The sequence below is a fragment of the Phormidesmis priestleyi BC1401 genome, assembly GCF_001650195.1.
Lineage (GTDB): Bacteria > Cyanobacteriota > Cyanobacteriia > Leptolyngbyales > Leptolyngbyaceae > Phormidesmis_A > Phormidesmis_A priestleyi_B.
In genome coordinates, this window is record NZ_LXYR01000003.1 from 165,850 (window position 1) to 186,278 (window position 20,429).

Here is a 20,429-nt window from a genome sequence, read left to right on the forward strand (position 1 = left end):
ATTTTTCAACGACCATCCTGAGAATTCAGTAAATTTATGTAACAATATTTAAGTGTTCGAGGCTGTCTTTGCCCCTACATCATCAGGAATCTACCATCCTGTTGTTTATTCGTTGCCCCCTATGAATGCACTTGATGATGCGACTCTGATTCAGCAATTTGTTGCCCGTCAGACAACACTGACCACTAGCCCAAACTTACGTATTGAGTCTGCTCCTAATGTCACGCAACTGTTGACTCAAAACGGTGAGCTTTTGGCACGACTCGATCGCTCGACTCAACCCGCGATCGTGCAGGTCAAACAAGGAATTCAACATCGGGCGCTCTTGCATCAAATCTTGTCTGAACATGGATTTGTGTTGATGCAGGGGGCGCAACTATTCCGCAAACTGCCCAACGAATCGGAATTTAGCTGCTATGAGGCGCAGCAGATTCCGATCGGATATCAGATGCACTGCACCGAAGCCAAAACTTTATGGAAAGTTTGGTTGGCTCAAACCCACCCTCGTCATCGGCTTGATAGTCGTCTGGAGTTGCTGCTGTTTACCCCTACTGCTTGGTTGCCGATTCAAGACGTGTCGTGTCATTGGGGCGTTGTGTCGATCAAAACGTTGATCAAGGCAGCGAGTCTTCAAAAGAGTGAGTATGTAACGTGGCTACAAAAGCGCAGCATCAAGGATGAGTTAGGGCAGTGCGATCGTCAGTCAACCGTTCAAACTCCTACCCGTTCTTATGGTTGAAATCTTCTAACAAGCCCCATAACTCTGGAGCCTTGACATACTCCCTAGCTCTAAAGGAATGGGAATTCTAAGCTTAGACAGCAACTACAGGCGAAGCCTGTCTAAGATGTCTAAGCCAAAAGGTTTTAAAGACTCTTGCCAAACCTGAAAGTGAATCAGATCAGTGTTTGCCAGAGTGCCATCGAGGTCGTAGAGAACTGCAGCTAACGTCATCTCTAGTGTTCAAAAATGCCCTGATAGTGCATCAAGTCTAGCGACGTAAACACAGGCAAGCATTGAAAACACTGTTCAGCGAGTTCTAAGCGATCTTCTCGCTCTAACATCGCGATCAGCGTTTGACGGGCGCTAATCAGATAGCGAACATCATTGGCAGCATATTTAAGCTGTGCCTCTGACAGATTGGCAGCATTGCCCCAATCTGAACTTTGAGCGCTTTTGTCTAACTCAACGCCCACCAATTCTTGAATCAAATCTTTTAAGCCGTGTTTAGGTGAGTAAGTCCGCGCTAGCTTGCTGGCAATTTTGGTGCAAAACAGGGGCGTAACGTAGATGCCTAAATAGTGGCGCAGAGTAGTGATGTCAAACCGCGCAAAGTGAAAGATCTTAGTGATCGTTGGAGCCTCTAGCAGCGTTTTGAGATTGGGTGCTTCTGTTTGTCTTTGAGCAATTCGCACAACGGTAACGCGATCGTCACCATCGCACAACTGCACGAGGCAAAGACGATCGCGCTGGGGCAACAATCCCATCGTTTCGGTGTCAACGGCGATCGCGTCTGTCTGCAAATAATTTTCCAGCACGGCGATCGAGAGATCACCGTCACAGATCTGAAAGTCTTTAGGTTCCATTTAGAAGTTGAGAATCGGCAGTAGAGACCGATCTCATATTACTATCCGCTACTTGCGAATAAAGATCTGCGTAAAGTAGATTTCTCCTTTTGCATTGCGACTGACTCCGACACCCGTTAGCCCATAGGCTCCTCGAATATTTTTTAAGTGTCCAGGGCTTTTAAGCCATCCCTCCACCGCCTGAGTGGTAGGGTCTCTATAGCCCATATTGTAGGCAATGTTTTCGGCAGCCCCGCGATAGGGAATCGACTTCGCAATTTCTTTAACCCGTCGATCAAAGCCCTGATGACTAAACGGCACCTTTCCGGCTGCCATATCTTGGCTATGCAGCCTTGCTTGCTGGGTCAGGCTGTCTGCGATCGTCAGCGCCGAAAGCCCCTTACTGACACGATATTGATTGATCTGCCGATGAACCGCTTGCTCAAGCGCTTGCGTCGTTGAATCTGTGCGAGCAGCTAAATTAACAGAGGCTCTAGAAGGCTGTGCGGGTATCGAACTTGTCAAACTTGCGCGGTTGTCAGCATGAGCAGAAAGGCTCAGACTGCCCACGATCGTCAAGGCTGCGATCGTCGCCCTAGTCAAAAGAGGTCTTAGCATGATGGAGCTTTTATACAGCATCTTCTGTAGATGGATATCACGGACACGGCTTTTTGTGTTGTGATTTTAATCACATAGTTTTGATGAAGTTACTTACAGTCAGCGATTTGTGATTTCAATCTCTAATCATGAGAAACCTTGAAAAGCACAAATATAGTTCTACGTAGATAGTTTAGAACAAGGGGCTTAAGCCCCCTGTTGCTTTAACGGTAACTCGCAGCGTCCTAATTCAGTTTCGTAATGTCATGTCAATGATTTGACCCTCACATTTGAGGACGCGGATAGGGTTTGATTAAATTCGTTCCGCGATATATGTGAAATTTATTGACTGTCACGCCTCCGCGCTGTAGGAGCACTTCTCCCAATTTTTCAAACTGCTGAAAGTAAGGCACATATTCTGCCGCAGAATCTTCGTTGGTTTGAAACTCATTGGAGGTTAGATATAGCCCAGTTTTGCCCAGCCACTGGTCAGCCGTTGACCAAAACGCAAAGCCACGCAGATCTTTTTTGTCAAAACAAGTGACCGGAACGGGCGCTAAAGGAGTCAACGCCATGCCGATATGTCCTGCCATGTGAAAACGATTGCTGAAGATAAAATCAGCGTTTTTAAGGGCGGCTAAAAGCTCAGGAGACTTTGCAAAATTGTGGCGAAGCTGCACTACATCTACAAGCTCGATCGAGGCATCGTTTTCAGGTGCCAAAAATCCTCCAAAAATTCCATAATGACTCGGTTTTTGGAGTGTTCCTAGCGTGATGTGGGAGAGTGCAGTCAGCAGCAGCATGAAGGTGGCGATCGCTGATCCCCACAGCCAGCGCTGCACGAGTTTTGGGTGCCGTTGTTGCCAGAGGGCAGCCTGTTGACCGAGTAAAGGAGTCGCGGCAAAAAATCCGGGCATCGTCCAGGTGGGCAAAATCTGCTGATAGCCTTCAATCAAAATAAACACTAGGAAAGCTGGAACGGAGAGCCAGACCACGAGCCACTGACGATCGCGCAGATTAGATAGCTCGGTGTGGCTTCCAGGGTTAAACCACGATCTCACGGTGGATCGTCCGGCTCGGCTCGCCGTTGAGAGGCTGACCCACCAGAGCGGTAGTCCTATGGTGGGAAACAAATAGGCGCTATGAATGAACGCTGTCTCAATCACCTGCGAGATGCGATACCGCCTGCCAGGAATGCCGCGATTGCCTTGAAATAAAAACGAAACCCAGTCATGCTGCCAGTTCCAATACAGCACGGGGGAGAACGCGATCGTAAACAGAGCCATGCTGAGAAGAGTCCACGGAGATCGCAGTGCCGATCGATGAGCCGGACTCGTGAGGCAAAATCCGATCAGTCCAGCGCCCAACAGAACGCCGTGATATTTGCCCAAACAGGCGAGACCGACCAATAGCCCAATCACAGCCACGCGATAAGTTGGGCGATAGGGCGCGTCATCTCGATCGAAAAATTCACACGCAGCCACCCAAAGCGTCAGCGACCAGAAGACCATGAGTGGCGCATCGGGCAATGTCAAAATGCCAAAGCCGATTTGAAAGATGGGCGCGATCGACGCGATCGCCAGTGTCAACACACCCGCCCGTCGAGAAAATAATTGAGTCGTCGCTCGATAGAGAAAATACAACGTTGCCGTAAACAGCAGCATTGCACCGAGTCGAATCGTCAACGGTGACACAGTTCCAGTGAGCCAAATTCCAAACCCGGTAGTCAACGCAACGAGCGGCGGATGGTCGAAATAACTCCAGTCAGGATGCAGCGTGTAGAGATAGTAATACGCTTCGTCAAACCCAGGCGGAAGCCAGAAAGCAACTAGGCTTCTAAATGCCAAACCTGCGACAAGGATTAAGATCACCGATCGGGGCAGTTGACTCCACGCTTTCTGAATGGTTTGCATCACGACTGGTTTAACACCGAGAAACGAATGACCTGATAAATGCCAACCTGATTAAGCCGCTGATAACTCTGGGGCAAAATCTCTGCCTCTTTCAAGGTGCGGTCGGTTGTCACCATCAGTATTGATCGCTGAGTCTTTTGTTGGCGCACTTGTTCCAGGTAGGGCTTAATTTTTGCAGAGCGATTAAAGAATGTGATCGGCTGGTGGGTGTAAAAGACCAGACTCGGTTTCTCAAACGAATTAGTTGCCATAACGATCGGTTCATTTGCCTGTCTGACCTGGTTCACGATCTGAGCGACTTCTCTTAGCGGAAGCTGTCGCTCTCTGTCCAGAACTCCGATAAACGGCGTGATGAAGAATAAGATGAACGCTGCATAAGTCGCAAGATTCACGCCCCAAAACAAATGTAGTTTACGCTTGAGAATCAAAAATGTGCCACCGATCGCGCCTCCGAGCCAAATCAAACCGCCAATTTGCGGCAGTCCTGCCTCCTGCATTCGCAGCCCTAACTGAGGCATCGACGGATCGCGATTCAGCCAATGAGGACTGTAGAACGTCACCGCCGCCAAGGTCACGCATAGAGCCAGACTGACGTATACACTCGCCTTTAAACCCCAGTTTGGAGCAGTTTTTTCCCTCTGATCACTCCACCAAAGCGAGACGAGAATCGCCGCCGCCGGGACTAAAGGCAGCGTGTAAGTAATGTATTTTGTCGCGGCGATCGTAAAAAACCCCAGCACGATCGCAAACCAGATCAGCGCAAATAATCCTAAATGGCTCGATCGCGGCTGCTGTCGCCATGACCGATCTCGAAGACGATGAGCGATCGCAACGGGCAAATAAATCGACCACGGAAAGAACCCAATCAGCACAATCAAGCTGTGAAAATACCACGCCCCTTGATGTTGATTCACCACATGAGTGAAGCGCCCTAAATTGTGGTAGCCAAAAAACGAGTTGATAAACCCGTCTCCGTTTCGCAGATATGCCAGCACATACCACGGCACACTCAGACCCAAGAAAATCACGATTCCCGGCACGAGCTTGATCTCTTTCAAGACCTCCCGGACTTTGCCAACGCAGACTAAGAAGATTAAGACGATCGTCCCCGGCAACACCACGCCCACAGGTCCTTTCGTCAACACTGCCAGCGCCAACCATCCATAAAATGCTAGATAAAACCGAGTCTGAACCTTGGGATTCTCAGGGTGAGCATATCCCCAAAAAAAGCTCAACAAAGATCCCCCAAAACACACACTCAGCAGCATATCTGAGTAGCCCAATCGCCCAAAAAATAGCGTTTGCAAGTTGAGGGCAAAGATCGCAGATCCCAAAAAGGGCAGGATTTTGGCGCGAGATTTGAGTTTCTGCTCAAAAAACCTCAGCGTGTAGAAGCAAAACCCAATCAACAGCGTTCCTGAAATTGCCGACGGCAACCGTGCTGCCCACTCGTTGACCCCGATCGTGCCATAGGCGATCGCCATCAGCCAATAAATTAACGGAGGCTTATCAAATCGGGTCACTCCATTAAAGTAGGGAGTGATCCAGTCACCTGTCACCTTCATTTGACGAGCCGCTTCTGCAAACAGAGGCTCTGTTTCGTCGAGTAGCCCGGTGCTGCCCAGACGATGAAACAAAACCAGCCAACTCAGCAGTAAAATCCACAGAATCGGCAAAAAACGAGCGATGTGCGGATGCTTAGATTGAACGACGGGTGCGATCGAGCGGTCAAACTCCATACTCTTCACCCTTCTTCAGGATTGCTCGAATCCTCTCTGCAACTTCATCGGTCTGCTCGATCATCGCCATGTGACCACACTCTAGAATCTCAAATACATTGTCGCCACAGCATCCAAATAAACGATGAAAACTGGCGAGATGCTGCACATATTTGAGTTCCATAATCGGATCTTGAGCACCCGCAATAAAATAAACAGGCTGCTTAAGTCGAGCCACCACTTGAGGTAGACAATGCACCTCAGCTTCGGTGGTCGAGTCTAACAGTGCACCTAGCGCTGCTTTTGAATCAGCCGCCACAAAATCGATCAACCGCTGTTGTGCCCAGGCTCGATCGAGAGTCTGCACTACACTTGCCCGACGAAACAACCTCTCTAGGAACGGCACACGCGGCAGCCAACGAGGACGCAGCTTCACGATTTGCCTCCCAGCATTGCGAAAACGCTCAAACTGTTCTTTAAGATAAATTCCGCCCCCGGCATTGACGCAAATCACGCCTTTAACGCGATCGGACAGCAGATCTGCCCCCCACAGCGCCACACTTCCGCCCAGCGAGTGACCGACCAACCAGGCATTCTCAATGCCCAGTTGCTCAAGCAAATCGCCCAAATCTTGCGCGTATGCCTGCAAACTATAGCCAGATTTGCTCTGGCAGGGCTGCGAGTCGCCAAACCCGCGCAGATCATAAGACAGGCAAGTGTACTCGATCGCTAATTGATCCACGATCGGCTGCCAATAATGGCGACTCAACAGCCAGCCGTGAATAAACACCAAAACCTCAGGCGAATTTGTGGGAGCCGTCAACTCATAAGCGTGCGGCGAACCCATTACATGAATGGTAGGCATCATTTCATCCTACCTTGAAGCCGATCCCAAACCTCTAAAACCGTCTTCCCAACAACCGCTGCTTCACGCCTTCTGCAATTTTTTGCCCTAAATACTCCGGGATCAAACTCTCATTGGGACCTAGCAAATAAAGAATTAACCGCGTTCGCCCTCGCCACACTAATAGATTGGCGTTGACCACTAATAAGTCTTCTTGCCAAATCGCATACATGACTTTATAAAACAACCCTGGCTGGTTATCGGCTTCAATCAACAGCGCAGGTAAGTGAAACACGGGATCGACATAAAATTCGGCTTCGACTTGCTCTAAGCCAGCGTCTAGATTAAACTCGACCGCCAGCATTTCTTCAACCTCAAAACGTCCCGCCAAGGCTTCTCGAACGGCTCGACAGACGTTTTCAGAGGTTTTATCGGTCAGGGCTTTGCCGCTTCGAGACACAATCAGCTTAATAAACACCAGCATGGGCGGGTAGATCTGCCCATATAAGCTCAAGCTATGAATCGTCAAACCATAGGCAGCTAACACGCCAAAAATGTCGCTCAACAAGAAAGACTGGTTGCGGTAAGCAAAGTGAAGGGCGCTTTTGCTGCCTTCTGCTTTTAGCTCAATGACCGCTTGGCGCGTTTTATAGAGATGGTAAGCAAGCCTGAGATTTTGCAGTTGAATTTCACTGCTGACAAATTGCTCATAAAACTGAGGAAACGCCCGATTGAAGCGCTTTAGCAATTCTACAGTCGTTGGTTTTAAGCCCGGAGCCATAAGGTGCAGAAATTCTTGCTAGATTAAAAGAATAAAGAAAAGATAAAGAACAGCGTCTGGTAAAAGCAACTTTAACGTCAATTTGTTACAAATCGGGATGAATATTCTAGTTTTGATCGACCTGTGGTTAACTGAAGGCATTTGCTTCCTCTGAGAAAGCTATCGGGAGAGAAGTCCGAGCGATATACTGTCTAATACTGCTTCATATTTACTACCTTCACCACACGCTTGCATGGGTTTCTGGAAGAGCTTATTTAGTGGAACGGATGCCTCCCCTGCCCCCAAGGCAGCCCCAATGGAGCGATATGTCGGCGATGAGGCAGACGATCGCGCCACCACCAATCGCATTTTCTTCAGCACTGAACGGGATCTTGACCTGTATGAGCTAGAAGAATTGTGTGATGCGGTGGGCTGGTCACGTCGCCCCCTGCGAAAGGTTAAAAAAGCCATTCAGCACAGCTTTTTGGTCGTCTCAATGTGGGAACAGCGAGGCGCACAACGGCGGCTGATTGGGTTTTCTCGCGCCACCTCTGACCATGCCTTTAACGCCACCGTTTGGGATGTCGTCGTCCATCCCGACTTCCAGGGGAAGGGGATGGGCAAAGCATTGATGAAATACATGATTAAGAAGCTACGCGGCGAAGACATTAGCAACATTACGCTGTTTGCCGATCCTCAGGTCGTTAATTTTTATCGTAATTTGGGCTTCATGTCTGATCCAGAAGGCATCAAAGGAATGTTCTGGTATCCAGACTAGCTAAGGGTTCCCTGACCTAGGTGAGAGGGAGACGTGGGATAGAGGAACTTTGAGTTAGCCCAGCATTCGCGCTTGTCGGCTCCACTGCTCGACCTCTCCAATTTCAGGGCATAAATCTCGACGTTGCAGAGTCGCAACTTGCAGCTTGAGCATTTGGCGATGCAAGCGATCGAGCGGAGTCTGAGCAAGCTGAGTCGGTGAAGCCACGCCAGCATGAAGCAGCAAGCCGCAATACTGACAGCCCACTCCGGGAATTCTAGCCAGGTCTGCAAGCGCCACCCATTTGTTGATATGTCGAATCGGAATTTGTAGCTGACCTGCTAGGTGATTGCGAGCTTCAGCCGTTTTGCCTTGGTTAAATAGTTGTAGCGTGGTGTGAACGCCGCAGGCGATTAAACGGGTGTGATCGTCGGTGCTTAAGCCAGGAAGGAGGGCGATCGACCAATCTGCCGAGGCAATTTCCTTGGGTTTTGCGGGGCGAGGAGATCCTTCAGGGCTTTGCGAAAGCCGATGAGAATGGGGTTTCACAAAAATGCCTCAGTTGAAGATCAGGCATTCAGTCTAGCGGACTTTTTAGATGAATATGTCTGAAGATGAAAAGCAAGCTATACTAATTTAAGTGCACAACGGGATGTAGCGCAGCTTGGTAGCGCGCCTGCTTTGGGAGCAGGATGCCGCAGGTTCGAATCCTGTCATCCCGATTTTTATTAAACTCCTTGAGTGTCACTGCTTTAGGGAGTTTTTTGATTCTGAAAGTTCTCGCTGTAGTTCTGTTAAAAATACGTTGTTTTTAGCATCCGATCGCCAAAAAATCTGAGTAGATTGCAGGTGGCTCGAACCGTTCTGTCGTCAGGTGTAGACGGCTGAGATGCTGAAATTCGCTAAATTGGTGTTAATATCTCCAAGACTCGAATCAGTCAGTGTCTAATGTCAACTCACCCAGAAATGCCGCTTTCAACCCTCTCATGTGCATTCTGGAACTATCCACTCGTCAAACCTGTCACCCATTGCTGAGACTTCAACCTTGTCAACTTTAGAGGTGCGAACCTGTTGTAATTTTGAGCCTGCTGAAGATCTAAGTCTATGGATGTGCTTAAACGATTTTGATGCGTCGTATCAAAATCCAGTCAACAATTGCAGACGTTGAATTAAGAGGAGTGAAACCAGCCAAATGAGGAAATAATCGGTCGCAGTCGGCTCTAATTTCTTCCTCATTTTTGATTTGGTTTTGATGTCGTTATTAATGCTAGGAGCAATCATGAAATCATTGGTTCGTCGGAGTGCTACGGTTGGTTTAGTCGGAACGACGATCGTCGCGTCTCTTGTAGGGGCAGGTCTGCGGGTGCTAGCGTTGACCCCAGAGCAGATTGTGCAAAAGCTTCGCCCCGTGCCGATGTTTACGATCGCTAATTCTCAAGGTGCGCCTTTAGTCGCTTCACCTCCTAATGGTCAAAAAGGTAGCCCGGTTGCTGGCGTTTTTGTGAGCCAGAGAGATGCTCAAGCGTTTTTAGAAACGCTAAAAAGCAAAAACCCAAGTCTGGCGAAAGAAGTGAAAGTGGTGCCTGTGTCGCTGGCAGAGGTTTATCAACTTGTGCAATCAAACCAGGGCAAGCCTGATCAACTCGATTTTGCCTATGTGCCGACCAAGCAGCAGCTAGATTCGGCGGTTGCGGTGCTGAAGGTGGGGGATAGTAAAGTCACTCAGTTTAACGGCACCCCGTTGTTTGTGGCACGGGCTGGCAAAGAAAAAGGATTTCTGACGATTCAGCAGGGCGAGAAGTCGGTGATTCCGATGTTCTTTAATAAAGAAGAGCTGCAAACTCTGCTCGATCGATTCAAACAACAGCAGCCCAATCTGGCTTCTAGCATTGACATTCAAGTCTTTCCATTAGAAGGCGTGGTCGAAGCGATGAAAAAGCAGAATGATCCACAGCTCGACAAAGTTGTGTTGATTCCGCCGAGAGAGTCGATCGAGTTTGTGCGATCGCTGGCACCTGCTCAGGGCGGACAGGCTCCGGCAGCACAGCCTAAGAAGTAAATTTCGCGGGTCATTCGTACTCAATTAAAGAACCGATGACCTGTGAGATTTCTGGATTAAATCTATGGCAGTGGCGACAAGAGGCTCAAGCTTCTGCGATCGACGCTGCCATTTTGCCGTCTGAGGTCGATTGGCTGCTGCAAGAGTTAGCAGGACTCGATCGCTTATCACTGCGGCTAGAGTCATTTAAGTATCAATCTCGAATCAAATTAAAGATTCCGTTTTTAGAATTAAAACAACGTTGGCAGCAACGGATCGACCAACGAGTTCCGATTCAATATTTAGCGGGATCGACTCCGTGGCGCACCTTCACGTTGAGCGTCTCTCCGGCAGTGTTAATTCCTCGCCCTGAAACAGAGGAGTTAATTGATTTAGCGATCGCGGCGACCATTCTGAATCCGGCACTCAAAACGGGAGATTGGGCAGATTTGGGAACGGGAAGTGGCGCGATCGCGATGGGTCTTGCCGATGTGTTTCCCAATGCAATCATTCATGCCGTAGATTGCAGCAGTGAGGCGTTGGCGATCGCGCAACAAAATGCTCAGAATCTTGGGTTTGGCGATCGGGTTCAGTTTTATCAAGGAAACTGGCTAGAACCCTTGGAGTTTCTCAAAGGCAAACTAAGCGGACTGGTCTCAAATCCGCCTTATATTCCCAGTCAAATGGTGCGAGAACTTCAGCCAGAAGTGACGAATCACGAGCCGCATCTTGCTCTTGACGGCGGCTCTGACGGGTTGGACTGCATTCGTCACCTGGTCACGATGGCTCCTAACTATCTGCGGATTGGTGGCGTTTGGATGGTCGAAATGATGGCAGGTCAAGCGGATGCCGTGACTCGATTGCTGACCGATCAGGGGAGTTATGGCAAGATTCAAATTCACCGAGATTTAGCAGGGGTTGAGCGATTTGCAACCGCGATCGTCCTCCAAAGTTGACTCATAAATGTATACAGGGTTGCATGACTCGATTGTAATGAGTGGCTGCAATTGAGGATGGTTCCAGTTGTTGAGATACAATCGAACCTATCAAGCTGTCGGCGAAGCGATGAACTACCAAAACATCATCACGATCGAACCTGGCAAACGCAGTGGAAAACCTTGCATCCGAGGAATGCGAATCACGGTTTATGATGTGCTGTCTTACCTCGCTTCGGGCATGACTTACCAAGAGATCTTAGAAGACTTCCCATACTTAACGCAGGAAGATATTCTCGCCTGTTTGAGCTATGCAGCCGATCGAGAGCGACAAACCCTCGTTGCTCAAGCATGAAACTTTTGTTTGATCAAAACCTGTCGCCTCGGTTAGTTAATTGTCTCGCTAACTTATATCCCAATTCAAAACACGTTTACGATGTTGAGCTTGATCAATCAACTGATCTAATTTTGTGGGCTTACGCTCAACAACATGACTTCATCATCGTTACGAGAGATGCAGACTTTAATGAGGTCAGCTTAATTCAGGGATTCCGCCTAAAGTTGTCTGGATTCGTCGTGGAAATTGTTCCACTCAGGCGATCGAGTTGATGCTGCGGTTGCACTTCGAGACTATTCAATATCTCAACGAAAACCCCAACGCTGGGATATTGACCCTGTTTTAGAATGAAAAACCACCCTATCAACGTGTTTTAAGCTGACCCTCATCTAGATTGATAGCCCTTTTCCTGTGGGAAAAGGGTTTCCAAAGCTAGTTTGTGCAAACTAAAAGTCGGTCAGCTTATCGCGAGGATGATCAAGGCATCGCTAACAGGTTGAAACCTCATTCCTCTGGTTCTTTGACTAAGGCTGTGTGCGCCGATCGAGCCAACTGTCTAATCTGCTCTAGGTCAGGCGGAGTCAGCCCATTTTCTAGACTTAGCCACAGCAGATACTCAATGTTTCCGGCAGGTCCAACGAGGGGCGACCAGGTGAGTCCGCGATAGCTCCAGCCGAGCTGTTGGGCAGATTGCAAGACTTGGAAGATGGCTCCCGCTTGGTCTTTAGGATCGCGAACGACACCTTTTTTGCCGACTCGATCGCGCCCAACTTCAAACTGGGGCTTGACGAGCAGCAGCATCTCGCGCGGCGCTTGCAGCAGGTTCCACATCGCTGGCAGCACTTTTGTGAGGGAGATAAATGACACATCGACCACACCCAAATCGGGATGGGTCTGATCGGGGGCATATAAGTCTTCTGATCTGAGATTTCGCAGGTTTGTGCGTTCTCGTAAGATGACGCGGGGATCTTGTCTGAGCTTCCAGGCGACTTGCCCGTAGCCTACGTCAATGCCGTACACCAATTTTGCACCCGCTTGCAGCAGACAGTCTGTAAAGCCTCCGGTTGAGATGCCGCCATCGAGACAAGTTCGATCGCTGACCTTAATCTCAAAAACTTGCAGCGCTTTGATCAGCTTTTCACCCCCACGGGAGACATAGGGCGATCGCTGCTTGATTTGAATCTCGGCGCTGGTGTTAACTTCGGTGCCGGGTTTGTCGATGAGTTGGCGATCGACCCTGACTTCTCCGGCTTGGATCAGGCGCTGTGCCTGTTGGCGAGAGTCACAGAGGGCACGGTCTACCAGTAAAGTGTCGAGGCGCTGCTTCAAGAGTTTTGAGTTTTAAGTTTTGAGGGCTGCGTAGTCATGATAGCGAGGACGGTTACGGTTCAGAACACGATCGTCCATGTTCAAGATGAGAAGTTTCGTGCTCAGAACACGAACGATCGTGTTCAAGGTGAGAATGTTGCGGCTTGGAAGGCGATCGTTCGTGCTCAAAGCGAGAAGTTTCGTGTTCTGGACACGATCGTTCGTGTTCAAAGTGAGAATGTTGCAGTGTGGAAGGCGATCGTTCCGCTTCAAACCTAGAATCTTCCTGCTGGAAACACGATCGTTTCTATCTAAGAGGTCGTTTGTGTCATTCCTTGACGAAGAAGCTCAAGATTTTCTCGTACCGTTTGGGTGTTGGGATGGGTTTCTCCTAACTTTTCGAGGGCGATCGACAACGCTTGCAGGTAGAGCGGTTCGGCTTCAGGGTAGCGTCCTTGCGATTCATACAGTCCTGCCAAATTATTGAGGCTGGTTGCCACAGCGGGATGGTCATCTCCTAACTGGCGTTGCCTGATTTCGAGTGCCTGGAGATAGAGCGGTTCGGCTACAGGGTAGCGTCCTTGCGATTTATACAGTCCTGCCAAATTGTTGAGGCTGGTTGCCACAGCGGGATGGTCATCTCCTAACTGGCGTTGCCTGATTTCGAGTGCCTGGAGGTAGAGCGGTTCGGCTTCAGGGTAGCGTCCTTGCGATTTATACAGTGATGCCAAATTATTGAGGCTGGTTGCCACATCGGGATGGTCATCTCCTAACTGGCGTTGCCTGATTTCGAGTGCCTGGAGATAGAGCGGTTCGGCTTCAGCGTAGCGTCCTTGCGATCGATACAGATATGCCAACCAAGATAGGCTATTTGCAAAATCCTCTTCTTGATCGCTCACTCCTTGCAGGTCAATCGCTTTGCGAAAGTAGCCAATTGCCGTCTCCTGTTCTTGCTGATAGTCGATCGCTTCTCCCCATTCTGCTCTGCCAGCATAGAGCCGCCCCATTTGGTTATACAGCGTTGCCAATAAAGGATCGTCAGGGCGTTTTTGCTCGGTTTGGGCGATCAGCGCTTGCAAATCTGCCAGGGGCAACAGAATATCATCTTCGATCGCCAGCCCCATTTCCGCCAAGATGGGTTGAAACGATTCAAGCTGTGCGCTCTTCACCGCCGCAGTTTGGCGCGACTCAAACCGGAACACCCCTTTACGCCAACCCCAAAAATCTGGCGCTTTCCGCTCCATCTGCGTCAGCAATTGCGTCGTCACCCACAGCACGATCGGGAACCGAAACTCTGGCAACGCCTCCCGCGTCCACTGCAAATAGCCAAAAAAAGCATCCTGCTCCGATTTTTCCTCACCCAACTGCAAGAAATAAAGCTGCTCTGCCCCAGTCACCATCACCACCGATCGACCGCCCTCACGCAGATAATCATCGGTCTGCATTCTTTGCAAAATCGTCATCTTAAGACTCGGTTCTCCCCGAATCAACAAAAGTCGATGGCAGCGAATATCTGGCTGCAAATCTGCCTCAAGTCGGGTAATTAATTCGTCACGAAACTGACCGTTATCACAGACCGCAATCAGCACACTAAAAAACCCTTGACTCGCCTCGATCGTGACGAGCAAATCTTCATACGCCTCCAGGTTTTCTGCATCCAGTGCGGCTACGTCAGACATTAGATTAGATTCCTATCGGTTAGTAGTTCAACCACGATCGGGTGTACGTCATACCAAGTTCTATGATTGCGATATTCTAAAACATGCAGCCCGTGCAGTAAGTCTAAAAACTCTTTTTGCGTCGGATCATCGGGCATTAATTCGGTATAAACCTTGGGCAAAATCTCGTAATCAACCTTTCCTAGTCGAATCGAAAAATCATTCCGCAGTTTGTTTACTGCTTCTTCTAAAATTGCATCATCGATGACGATCGTCTGCGTCGGATCACGACGAATTAACCGCAGACAGATTCGACAGCACTCGTTCGCAATCCGAATTAGCTCTCGTAAAACGCCGCCACTGTAGCGAATCATCTTTTCTGCCGTCTGTCTGTCTAAGAGATGATCTGGAATTCGCTTGTGGAGAATCTCACACAAGACATCTATGACTTCTGGTTTGGGAACTGCATTGGGGTTGCGGCATTCGTCTTTTGCAAACAGCTTTAGAACGGGCATACTCACCAATTGATTATTGGTTTCTGTCTCGATCGTCGGCAAGATCTCTTTATCTCGCAGCGTCGCCATCGGAATCGTATAAATAATGTGAAATCCGGGCAGACAAAGCGTTTTAATATTGTCTCTAAAAATGGGTCTAACCACCGAAAGTTCTAATTTATCTAAATCATCAATAATCACTAAAATCGTTTTTTTAGTTGCAGCTTGCAAGACCGCAGCAATAATATTGAGTTGACTGACCAATTCAGACGTGTTTCGCTCAAACTTTTGCTTAATTTCTTTACGCACACCCGCATTGGTTTGTAGCTGCAAACTAAAGGCTTCTAATAGATTAAATCCGACTTTGGCTTCCCCTTTTAATTCTTTAACATCCGTTTGAGTTTGTTCAGCAAACCACTTATAAATTGCATCTTGCGTAGACTTGGGAATGTCAACCCGATGCTTTTCTGCCTCGACCATTAAATTGAGCGCGATCGCAAACAAAATATTGATGTGATCGACATCCGACATTTCAATCACTTTTGCGATCGAAAACAGCACCACAAAATAGCGATCGCCCATCAACGGACTGCGACTAAACTCCGCTAACAACGTCGATTTTCCACACCCGCGATGTCCCGAAAAAATAACTTTGCTATCCGCCGCCCCACTGTCTTCTACCAGTTGCACTAATTCTTCAATCACCTGTTCGCCATACTTGACTCCAAAGCGATCGAGATCCTTTTGATCTAACAAAGGCAGCAGATCGAGATTTCTGTATGCCGTCTGAAACAGAGTCAATAAATTATCAGCCATACTTCGCTCATCAGAAATGTGCTATCAACATCATCCTCCACTTCCTGATCTAGCGTATCTTAATCATTCATCCCTCCTTATCCTTCTTTATGCTCCACGGTTTCATCCCGCCCGATCGCTTCTTTCCCTATCTCACCTGGACAGATATTCAGGCGATGCCCGACAAAGAAAATGTTGTGATTGTGCAGCCAATGGGCGCGATCGAGCAACACGGACCGCATTTGCCGTTAGCGGTTGATGCCGCCATTAGTGTCGCAGTCTTGGGCAAAGCGTTGAGTCAATTGGATGCCAGCATTCCCGCTTATGCGCTGCCGTGTTTAGATTACGGTAAATCAAACGAGCATTGGCACTTTCCGGGCACAATTACGCTCAGTGCTCAAACGCTGCTGGCAGTGCTGATGGACGTTGCAGAAAGCGTCTATCGAGCCGGATTTCGCAAACTGGTGTTTATGAATTCTCACGGGGGACAGCCGCAGATCATTGAGATTGCGGCACGAGATCTCCATCAAAAATATGAAGATTTTATCGTGTTTCCGCTGTTCACTTGGAAGGTGCCGAAGGTGCCGATCGAGTTAATCACTCCCAAAGAATTGGCGCTCGGCATTCACGCCGGAGATGCTGAAACGAGCTTGCTGCTGTCAATCTTGCCTGATCAGGTGAAAATGGATCGGGCTGTGGCAGAATATCCGCTTGATGAGCCGCGATCGGGCTTATTGAGCATGGAAGGAGCACTGCCGTTTGCTTGGACAACGCGGGATTTGAGCAAGAGTGGCGTGTTGGGCGACCCGTTACCTGCAACCCAAGAGAAGGGCGATCGCCTCCTCGAAGCACTTGCAAATGGCTGGGTCGATGTGATTAAAGAGGTCTATACGTTTCGACAACCGCAGGCGTGGCATTGATACGATCGCTCACAAATCATCTAGGTTTGTAACGGTCAATACTCCTTATTTTGAGATCCCACTAGAATTGAAAGCAATCGGGTACGATAGCCTTGTTCATCCCTTCATTGGAGAAATCAAATGGCAGAACTCACCTGTGCGGTTCCGGTTCCAACGACGCTACAAGAACTTGATGAAGCGGTTAAAAAGTTTCAAGTGAGCGATTTAGATGGCTCTGAGCTTTATTGCCAGTGGCAAGCCATTCGGGATGCGTCACTGGCGCAGTTGACGATCGAGTCTGACAAAAATTTGGTTGCAGGTGGCGATAGTTACTAATTAGAGATTAGGGATCAAGGGTATGCTGAGTCTTGATTTCTGATTCCCCAACGTGCTATGCTCGACGATCGTCAGTTTGCCTCTGCTACCGAGCGCAATCGAGAACCGATTCTTGAGGTGCTGCTGCAAGTGTTGCCGCCGACGGGCACTGTGTTAGAGATTTCTAGCGGCACCGGAGAACACGCGGTCTTTTTTGCGCCTCGACTTGCGCCTCGCAGGTGGTTGCCGTCTGATCCCAACCCTGCTGCACGAGCCAGTATTGCCGCGTGGCGATCGCGTCAACCTGCGGAAAACTTAGAGGCATCGATCGCGATCGATGCCCGTGATTCAATCTGGACGATCGCGCCCGATCAGCAGAAATCGCTCACGGCGATCGTCAACATCAACATGGTTCACATTGCGCCGATGTCAGCCTGTGTCGGGTTGATGAGAGGAGCGAAAAGACTGCTCCCTGCCGAAGGAGTTTTGTATTTATACGGTCCCTTTAAGCAGGGTGGAAGACCGATGGAAACGAGCAATGTGACGTTTGATGAAAGTCTGCGGACGCGCAACTCAGAGTGGGGCATTCGGGATTTAGAGGAAGTGATGGCGATCGCCCAGTTACATGATCTTTCGCTGGTCAAAATTTACGCAATGCCAGCCAACAATCTTTCGGTTGTTTTCCGTCGTGTTTAGAAACGTGATCACGACTAATGGACATTGCGAGATGTGTTTAAACGTTGCGAAAGTTTATTATTTGAAAACTTCCTCACAGCTTCCTCATATTTAAATTCTATCGTCAAGAATAACGCCAGCGATACGCAAAAAGTGTCGGCGATAACATTCGTTTTTGACGCTTTAAAAATGATCACTACATGCCCTTGTTGTTCTAATCCAATGCTGCGCCACATTCGCCACGGATCGCTGTACTGGTTCTGCCGCACCTGCTGGTCAGAAATGCCTAACCTACATTATTCAGTCGCTCGATCGCTGCCTCCAAAGATTTTATTAGAGTCAAGTTACTTGCTCTATCGTTAAGCATGATCTCAGTTGCTTAGGATCGTGGCTTAAATAACCTGTAAGACTTGTGAGCGTCTTCTGCCCTCCTCACGAAGTGGGGCAAAGCCCTCGCCAACCCTTCTGCCTAGGGAGAAGGGAGTCAGAGTCTTGTTCCCTCTCCTTGAGGAGAGGGCTAGGGTGAGGGTGAGAAGGTGCACCTTAATAAATCCACGTTCCTTAGTAATCTGCTAAACCTCTACCTTTAGAGAGAGCACCGATCGTCCGTCATCTATTGGATTATGAAAAGAACTGTGTTCACATGATCCAGTGGGTCTAAACGGCGTTTCAAAACGGGGCGGAAACGGTGACGGCTGAGAATCGATCGGCGATCAAGGTTGCTTTGTGGGAGCAAGAACAGGAGTTTGAAACGACATTTGACCTAGCAGGAGTGGGGATCGCCCACGTTAGCACTACAGGGCAGTGGCTCAGGGTAAATCAAAAACTCTGTGAAATCGTAGGGTATTCTCACCAAGAGCTGATCCAGAGAACGTTTCAAGACATTACCTACGCTGAAGATCTTGAACCCGATCTAGACCACATGCAGCAACTGCTAGCGGGTGAAGTCCAAAACTACTCGCTAGAAAAACGATGTATCTGCAAAGACGACAGCCTAGTTTGGATTAATCTCACCGTCTCTCTAGTTCATGAACCTGATGGTGATCCTAAATATTTTATTGCAATCATTAAAGATATTAGTGACCGCAAACGTCACGAAGCCGAACTGAAACAAGCCAAAGACGATCGCGATCGCTTCTTTACGCTCTCGTTAGACCTGCTGTGTGTCGTAGGATTAGATGGTTACTTTAAGCGCATCAATCCCGCCTTTGAGAGAATTCTTGGCTATGATGCTGCCGAACTTCTAGGCAAGCCTTTTCTCGAATTTGTGCATCCTGACGATCGGGCAATCACTCTGACAGAAGTCGAGACTCTGGCGACCGGGGTCGCAACGCTGCATTTTGAGAATCGCTATCGCTGTCAAGATGGGTCATATCGCTGGCTTGATTGGGTGTCGGTGCCCGTCGTTGAAGAAGGCTTGGCTTATGCCGTTGCCCATGACGTGACTCAACGCAAACAAGCCGAACTCGAAATCAAGCAACTCAACGAAGGGCTGGAGATAAGAGTTAAACAGCGCACCGCTCAACTCGAAGCGGCAAACAAAGAACTAGAGTCGTTCTCTTACTCGGTGTCTCACGATTTGCGGGCACCGTTGCGCCACATTGCTGGGTTTGTGCAGCTTTTAAAAGCGCGACTCGAACCTGAAAATTTGGATGAAACAAGCGCTCGTTATGTCACTACGATCGTCAACACGACCAAACAAGCTGGAGTGTTGATTGATGATTTGCTGACCTTCTCGCGAATGGGGCGATCGGAGATGCACACCATCGCATTTAGTCTGGCAGAATTGCTCAAAGAAGTGAAACGGGAAATCGATCTGGATGTGGGCGATCGGGTGATTCAGTGGAAGATCCATTCTCTACCCGTGGTTCAGGGCGATCCCTCGATGTTGAGGCTGGTTCTTCGCAATCTGCTCGAAAATGCAGCGAAATATACTCGTTTGTGTGAAAAAACCGAAATAGAAATTGGCAGTTTTGACCACCCAGATGAAATGATATTTTTTGTACGCGATAATGGCATCGGTTTTGATATGCGATATGTTGACAAACTGTTCGGCATCTTTCAGCGGCTTCATGTGGGCACTCAGTTTGAGGGCACAGGCATTGGGCTGGCAAATGTCCAACGCATTATTCACCGTCACGGTGGGCGAGTGTGGGCAGAGGGAGTCGTCGATCGGGGGGCAACGTTCTATTTTTCACTACCCAAAAGTCGAACCGGAAGTCCAGCCGGGTTACTAATCTCAGATTACTGATCCCTCACAGTTAACGACGCACTGCCGACTGACGCACTACCCTTAGCGGACTGCGGAGGATCGGACTACGGAGTAAGAAAGGAGTATGACCTAGATCAATGCCAGAACCAGATATGAGACGTGTTTTGCTAGTCGAAGACAGTTCAAATGATGTGGAATTGATCTTAAACTCGCTGTCTGAAAATCACTTAGCAAACGAAGTGGTCGTGGTGCGAGATGGGGAGGAGGCGTTAAATTATCTTTATCGTCGAGGCATCTTTAAGATGAGAATGGAGGGCAACCCAGTCGTGGTGTTGCTCGATCTCAAGCTTCCCAAGATTAATGGCATGGAGGTGATGACCCAAGTTAAAGCTGATCCGGCATTTCGCTTGATTCCGATCGTGGTGTTGACTTCATCGCGAGAAGAACCAGATTTGCTGCGCTGCTATGAATTGGGTGCCAACGCCTATGTCGTTAAGCCGATTGACTTTCATGAGTTTGTAGATGTGATTAAACAAGTGGGGTTATTTTGGGCGGTCGTCAATCAGCCGCCACCTGGGTCGCTACCCTCGATCGCTCGATAGTCCTATCCG

23 protein-coding genes, 1 tRNA gene and 1 pseudogene are annotated in these 20,429 nt (G+C 48.9%); 14 read left to right on the plus strand and 11 right to left on the minus strand.

The window, feature by feature from the left end:
* Positions 1 to 121 precede the first annotated feature (121 nt).
* Positions 122 to 739 (plus strand): hypothetical protein, encoded by a 618-nt coding sequence (locus A8707_RS03195; protein ID WP_068815043.1) that lies wholly within the window; start codon positions 122 to 124, stop codon positions 737 to 739.
* An 84-nt stretch (positions 740 to 823) separates the two neighbouring features.
* On the opposite strand, the gene A8707_RS29460 is transcribed toward A8707_RS03195, so the two are convergent.
* The 7 genes from A8707_RS29460 to A8707_RS03225 all read right to left on the minus strand — a co-directional run bounded on the left by A8707_RS29460 (position 824) and on the right by A8707_RS03225 (position 7,416).
* Entirely contained in the window at positions 824 to 952 is a 129-nt protein-coding gene (locus tag A8707_RS29460; protein ID WP_156518331.1) for an HAD hydrolase-like protein, read from the minus strand.
* A 2-nt stretch (positions 953 to 954) separates the two neighbouring features.
* Positions 955 to 1,584 (minus strand): ribonuclease D, encoded by a 630-nt coding sequence (locus A8707_RS03200; protein ID WP_068815045.1) that lies wholly within the window; start codon positions 1,582 to 1,584, stop codon positions 955 to 957.
* Positions 1,585 to 1,632: 48 nt separating this feature from the next.
* Positions 1,633 to 2,181, minus strand: a complete 549-nt coding sequence (locus tag A8707_RS03205; protein WP_068815046.1) for a CAP domain-containing protein — start codon at positions 2,179 to 2,181, stop codon at positions 1,633 to 1,635.
* 263 nt (positions 2,182 to 2,444) lie between these two features.
* Complete coding sequence (locus A8707_RS03210) at positions 2,445 to 4,073, minus strand: ArnT family glycosyltransferase (protein WP_068815047.1); 1,629 nt, start codon at positions 4,071 to 4,073, stop codon at positions 2,445 to 2,447.
* Entirely contained in the window at positions 4,073 to 5,812 is a 1,740-nt protein-coding gene (locus A8707_RS03215) for an ArnT family glycosyltransferase (RefSeq protein WP_068815049.1), read from the minus strand. The genes A8707_RS03210 and A8707_RS03215 overlap by 1 nt, the downstream gene beginning before the upstream one ends.
* Positions 5,802 to 6,659: an alpha/beta fold hydrolase gene (locus A8707_RS03220; RefSeq protein WP_331711666.1), complete on the minus strand. Its 858-nt coding sequence runs from the start codon at positions 6,657 to 6,659 to the stop codon at positions 5,802 to 5,804. Before A8707_RS03220 ends, A8707_RS03215 begins: the two co-directional genes overlap by 11 nt.
* Positions 6,660 to 6,690: 31 nt before the next feature.
* The gene (locus A8707_RS03225) at positions 6,691 to 7,416 is read right to left on the minus strand and encodes a hypothetical protein (RefSeq protein ID WP_068815053.1); all 726 of its coding nucleotides are present in this window, start codon (positions 7,414 to 7,416) and stop codon (positions 6,691 to 6,693) included.
* Between the two features lie 232 nt (positions 7,417 to 7,648).
* Between A8707_RS03225 and A8707_RS03230 the strand changes: the two genes are divergently transcribed.
* Positions 7,649 to 8,173, plus strand: a complete 525-nt coding sequence (locus tag A8707_RS03230; RefSeq protein WP_068815054.1) for a GNAT family N-acetyltransferase — start codon at positions 7,649 to 7,651, stop codon at positions 8,171 to 8,173.
* 54 nt (positions 8,174 to 8,227) lie between these two features.
* Here the strand turns inward: A8707_RS03230 and A8707_RS03235 are convergent, their stop codons facing one another.
* The gene (locus tag A8707_RS03235; RefSeq protein WP_068815055.1) at positions 8,228 to 8,701 is read right to left on the minus strand and encodes a DUF4332 domain-containing protein; all 474 of its coding nucleotides are present in this window, start codon (positions 8,699 to 8,701) and stop codon (positions 8,228 to 8,230) included.
* Between the two features lie 99 nt (positions 8,702 to 8,800).
* Here A8707_RS03235 and A8707_RS03240 point away from each other — a divergent pair.
* The 5 genes and pseudogenes from A8707_RS03240 (at position 8,801) to A8707_RS03260 (ending at position 11,808) form a co-directional block, all read left to right on the plus strand.
* Positions 8,801 to 8,874 (plus strand) — tRNA-Pro (locus A8707_RS03240).
* Between the two features lie 557 nt (positions 8,875 to 9,431).
* On the plus strand, positions 9,432 to 10,211 hold the full coding sequence (locus tag A8707_RS03245) for a Tic22 family protein (protein ID WP_068815057.1): 780 nt from the start codon (positions 9,432 to 9,434) through the stop codon (positions 10,209 to 10,211).
* A 35-nt stretch (positions 10,212 to 10,246) separates the two neighbouring features.
* The gene (gene prmC / locus A8707_RS03250; RefSeq protein ID WP_068815059.1) at positions 10,247 to 11,146 is read left to right on the plus strand and encodes a peptide chain release factor N(5)-glutamine methyltransferase; all 900 of its coding nucleotides are present in this window, start codon (positions 10,247 to 10,249) and stop codon (positions 11,144 to 11,146) included.
* A 109-nt stretch (positions 11,147 to 11,255) separates the two neighbouring features.
* Positions 11,256 to 11,480, plus strand: a complete 225-nt coding sequence (locus A8707_RS03255; protein ID WP_068815108.1) for a DUF433 domain-containing protein — start codon at positions 11,256 to 11,258, stop codon at positions 11,478 to 11,480.
* Positions 11,477 to 11,808, plus strand: a pseudogene (locus A8707_RS03260) (DUF5615 family PIN-like protein). Before A8707_RS03255 ends, A8707_RS03260 begins: the two are co-directional and overlap by 4 nt.
* 158 nt (positions 11,809 to 11,966) lie before the next feature.
* On the opposite strand, the gene A8707_RS03265 reads toward A8707_RS03260, so the two are convergent.
* Positions 11,967 to 12,791, minus strand: coding sequence for a TlyA family RNA methyltransferase (locus tag A8707_RS03265; RefSeq protein WP_068815061.1), 825 nt, complete (start codon positions 12,789 to 12,791; stop codon positions 11,967 to 11,969).
* A gap of 36 nt (positions 12,792 to 12,827) precedes the next feature.
* On the opposite strand from A8707_RS03265, the gene A8707_RS03270 reads away from it, so the two are divergent.
* The gene (locus A8707_RS03270; protein ID WP_068815062.1) at positions 12,828 to 13,049 is read left to right on the plus strand and encodes a hypothetical protein; all 222 of its coding nucleotides are present in this window, start codon (positions 12,828 to 12,830) and stop codon (positions 13,047 to 13,049) included.
* A gap of 32 nt (positions 13,050 to 13,081) precedes the next feature.
* Here the strand turns inward: A8707_RS03270 and A8707_RS03275 are convergent, their stop codons facing one another.
* Both A8707_RS03275 and A8707_RS03280 read right to left on the minus strand, forming a co-directional pair.
* Positions 13,082 to 14,449, minus strand: coding sequence for a tetratricopeptide repeat protein (locus tag A8707_RS03275; RefSeq protein ID WP_068815064.1), 1,368 nt, complete (start codon positions 14,447 to 14,449; stop codon positions 13,082 to 13,084).
* Complete coding sequence (locus tag A8707_RS03280) at positions 14,449 to 15,738, minus strand: P-loop NTPase fold protein (RefSeq protein WP_068815067.1); 1,290 nt, start codon at positions 15,736 to 15,738, stop codon at positions 14,449 to 14,451. Before A8707_RS03280 ends, A8707_RS03275 begins: the two co-directional genes overlap by 1 nt.
* A gap of 89 nt (positions 15,739 to 15,827) precedes the next feature.
* Here A8707_RS03280 and A8707_RS03285 point away from each other — a divergent pair, with 89 nt between their 5' ends.
* The 6 genes from A8707_RS03285 to A8707_RS03305 all read left to right on the plus strand — a co-directional run bounded on the left by A8707_RS03285 (position 15,828) and on the right by A8707_RS03305 (position 20,420).
* On the plus strand, positions 15,828 to 16,637 hold the full coding sequence (locus A8707_RS03285; RefSeq protein ID WP_068815068.1) for a creatininase family protein: 810 nt from the start codon (positions 15,828 to 15,830) through the stop codon (positions 16,635 to 16,637).
* Positions 16,638 to 16,757: 120 nt separating this feature from the next.
* On the plus strand, positions 16,758 to 16,952 hold the full coding sequence (locus A8707_RS03290; protein ID WP_068815070.1) for a hypothetical protein: 195 nt from the start codon (positions 16,758 to 16,760) through the stop codon (positions 16,950 to 16,952).
* A gap of 57 nt (positions 16,953 to 17,009) precedes the next feature.
* The gene (locus A8707_RS03295; RefSeq protein WP_068815072.1) at positions 17,010 to 17,627 is read left to right on the plus strand and encodes a DUF938 domain-containing protein; all 618 of its coding nucleotides are present in this window, start codon (positions 17,010 to 17,012) and stop codon (positions 17,625 to 17,627) included.
* A 201-nt stretch (positions 17,628 to 17,828) separates the two neighbouring features.
* Positions 17,829 to 17,969, plus strand: a complete 141-nt coding sequence (locus A8707_RS28875) for a hypothetical protein (RefSeq protein ID WP_197484596.1) — start codon at positions 17,829 to 17,831, stop codon at positions 17,967 to 17,969.
* 325 nt (positions 17,970 to 18,294) lie between these two features.
* Complete coding sequence (locus tag A8707_RS03300) at positions 18,295 to 19,857, plus strand: sensor histidine kinase (protein WP_068815074.1); 1,563 nt, start codon at positions 18,295 to 18,297, stop codon at positions 19,855 to 19,857.
* Positions 19,858 to 19,955: 98 nt separating this feature from the next.
* Entirely contained in the window at positions 19,956 to 20,420 is a 465-nt protein-coding gene (locus A8707_RS03305) for a response regulator (RefSeq protein WP_068815076.1), read from the plus strand.
* The last annotated feature ends 9 nt before the right edge of the window (positions 20,421 to 20,429 follow it).

Bases quoted from the DNA above. Each gene is read 5' to 3' on its own strand.
- A8707_RS03225 (WP_068815053.1), bottom strand. From the start codon at position 7,416: ATGGCTCCGGGCTTAAAACCAACGACTGTAGAATTGCTAAAGCGCTTC.
- prmC (WP_068815059.1), top strand. From the start codon at position 10,247: ATGACCTGTGAGATTTCTGGATTAAATCTATGGCAGTGGCGACAAGAG.
- A8707_RS28875 (WP_197484596.1), top strand. From the start codon at position 17,829: ATGCTGCGCCACATTCGCCACGGATCGCTGTACTGGTTCTGCCGCACC.
- A8707_RS03205 (WP_068815046.1), bottom strand. From the start codon at position 2,181: ATGCTAAGACCTCTTTTGACTAGGGCGACGATCGCAGCCTTGACGATC.
- A8707_RS03215 (WP_068815049.1), bottom strand. From the start codon at position 5,812: ATGGAGTTTGACCGCTCGATCGCACCCGTCGTTCAATCTAAGCATCCG.
- A8707_RS03270 (WP_068815062.1), top strand. From the start codon at position 12,828: ATGATAGCGAGGACGGTTACGGTTCAGAACACGATCGTCCATGTTCAA.
- A8707_RS29460 (WP_156518331.1), bottom strand. From the start codon at position 952: ATGACGTTAGCTGCAGTTCTCTACGACCTCGATGGCACTCTGGCAAAC.
- A8707_RS03195 (WP_068815043.1), top strand. From the start codon at position 122: ATGAATGCACTTGATGATGCGACTCTGATTCAGCAATTTGTTGCCCGT.
- A8707_RS03290 (WP_068815070.1), top strand. From the start codon at position 16,758: ATGGCAGAACTCACCTGTGCGGTTCCGGTTCCAACGACGCTACAAGAA.
- A8707_RS03230 (WP_068815054.1), top strand. From the start codon at position 7,649: ATGGGTTTCTGGAAGAGCTTATTTAGTGGAACGGATGCCTCCCCTGCC.
- A8707_RS03255 (WP_068815108.1), top strand. From the start codon at position 11,256: ATGAACTACCAAAACATCATCACGATCGAACCTGGCAAACGCAGTGGA.
- A8707_RS03295 (WP_068815072.1), top strand. From the start codon at position 17,010: ATGCTCGACGATCGTCAGTTTGCCTCTGCTACCGAGCGCAATCGAGAA.
- A8707_RS03285 (WP_068815068.1), top strand. From the start codon at position 15,828: ATGCTCCACGGTTTCATCCCGCCCGATCGCTTCTTTCCCTATCTCACC.
- A8707_RS03200 (WP_068815045.1), bottom strand. From the start codon at position 1,584: ATGGAACCTAAAGACTTTCAGATCTGTGACGGTGATCTCTCGATCGCC.
- A8707_RS03245 (WP_068815057.1), top strand. From the start codon at position 9,432: ATGAAATCATTGGTTCGTCGGAGTGCTACGGTTGGTTTAGTCGGAACG.
- A8707_RS03275 (WP_068815064.1), bottom strand. From the start codon at position 14,449: ATGTCTGACGTAGCCGCACTGGATGCAGAAAACCTGGAGGCGTATGAA.
- A8707_RS03305 (WP_068815076.1), top strand. From the start codon at position 19,956: ATGCCAGAACCAGATATGAGACGTGTTTTGCTAGTCGAAGACAGTTCA.
- A8707_RS03220 (WP_331711666.1), bottom strand. From the start codon at position 6,659: ATGATGCCTACCATTCATGTAATGGGTTCGCCGCACGCTTATGAGTTG.
- A8707_RS03280 (WP_068815067.1), bottom strand. From the start codon at position 15,738: ATGGCTGATAATTTATTGACTCTGTTTCAGACGGCATACAGAAATCTC.
- A8707_RS03210 (WP_068815047.1), bottom strand. From the start codon at position 4,073: ATGCAAACCATTCAGAAAGCGTGGAGTCAACTGCCCCGATCGGTGATC.